We start from the raw sequence: 1,285 nt of genomic DNA on the forward strand, positions 1-1,285 counted from the left end.
TGAGCTTGCTCCGCTTTGACGGACACCATCGGTGTGGTGGTCAGACCGCGAGGACGCTCTCGTACTCGGCGGGACTGCGGTAGCCGAGGCTGCTGTGCAGCCTTCGTATGTTGTACCAGCTCTCGATCCACTCGAAGATCGCGGTCCGGGCCGCTGCTCGGCTGGGCCACGGCCGGTCGCCGAGCAACTCCCGCTTCAGCGTGGCGAAGAACGACTCGGCGAGCGCGTTGTCCCAGCACTGCCCGGTGCGGCCGACCGACAGCCGGATGCCGAACTTGGTTGCGAGATCAGCGAGTTCACGGCTGGTGTATTGGCAGCCACGATCCGAGTGGAAGACTACCGGGCCATCCGGCCGACGGGTGTGGCAGGCAGCTCGCAGGGCGTCGGCGACGAGTTCGGTGCGCAGGTGGTCGGCGGTGGCCCAGCCGACGACGCGGCGCGAGGCGATGTCGATGACGGTGGCGAGGTAGAGCCAGCCCTGGTCGGTCGGGATGTAGGTGATGTCGCCGCACCAGCGGGTGTCGACGGCCGTGGGGTCGGGCCGGAAGTCCCGCAGGACCAGGTCCGGCCGGGTGGCGGCGCGTGGGTCGGGGGTCGTGGTGCGCTGGGCTCGTCTGCGGTGCCGGCCCTGCAGGCCGGCCTGGCGCATCAGCCGGGCGACCCGGCGGCGGCCGCACTCGTCGCCGCCGCGCTTGAGCTCGGCGTGGATGCGCGGGGCGCCGTAGCTGCCCCGCGACGTCTGGTGGACCTCGGCGATCTTCTCGGCCAGGTCCGCGTCGCGCACTGCGCGGGGACCGGGTGCGGCGGTGCGGCGGGCGTAGAAGGCGGCACGGGAGACCTTCAGCAGCTCACACGCCCGTTTGACGTTGTGGCCGCCCTGCTTCTCCGCCTCGATGAACGGGTGCACCGTCACCGGGTCTCCTTCGCGAAGAAAGCCGTAGCACGCTTGAGGATGTCCACGTCCTCCCGCAGGCGGCGGTTCTCCTGCCGCAGGCGGGCCAGTTCCTCACGTTCGCCGCTGGTCAGGCCGTCGCGTTCGCCAGCATCTACCTCGGTCTGCCTGATCCAGTCGCGCACCGCCGTCTCGGTCAGGTCGAAGTCCTTGGCGACCTGGCCGACCGAGCGGTCCCCGCGCCGGCAGAGCTCGACGATCTCGGTCTTGAACTCCGGTGTGAACGAGCGGCGAGGGCGCGGCTTCTTCTTCCCCATGCTCTCCATGATGGACATCATCCTTCCGGGGCCGAAGCCCCTGATCTCAGGTGTCCGTCAAAGCGGATCAAGCCCA

The 1,285-nt window shown here is 69.6% G+C and carries 2 protein-coding genes; both read right to left on the minus strand.

Annotation, left to right across the window (positions count from 1 at the left end; all coding sequences use genetic code 11):
- Positions 1–40 precede the first annotated feature (40 nt).
- On the minus strand, positions 41–913 hold the full coding sequence (locus tag ABD330_RS32285) for an IS3 family transposase (protein WP_344469879.1): 873 nt from the start codon (positions 911–913) through the stop codon (positions 41–43).
- Positions 910–1,218, minus strand: a complete 309-nt coding sequence (locus tag ABD330_RS32290; protein ID WP_425555728.1) for a transposase — start codon at positions 1,216–1,218, stop codon at positions 910–912. Before ABD330_RS32290 ends, ABD330_RS32285 begins: the two co-directional genes overlap by 4 nt.
- Between the last annotated feature and the right edge of the window lie 67 nt (positions 1,219–1,285).

It is taken from the genome of Kitasatospora kazusensis (genome assembly GCF_039529945.1).
Taxonomy (GTDB): Bacteria; Actinomycetota; Actinomycetes; order Streptomycetales; family Streptomycetaceae; genus Kitasatospora; species Kitasatospora kazusensis.

Bases quoted from the DNA above. Each gene is read 5' to 3' on its own strand.
- ABD330_RS32290 (WP_425555728.1), bottom strand. From the start codon at position 1,218: ATGGAGAGCATGGGGAAGAAGAAGCCGCGCCCTCGCCGCTCGTTCACA.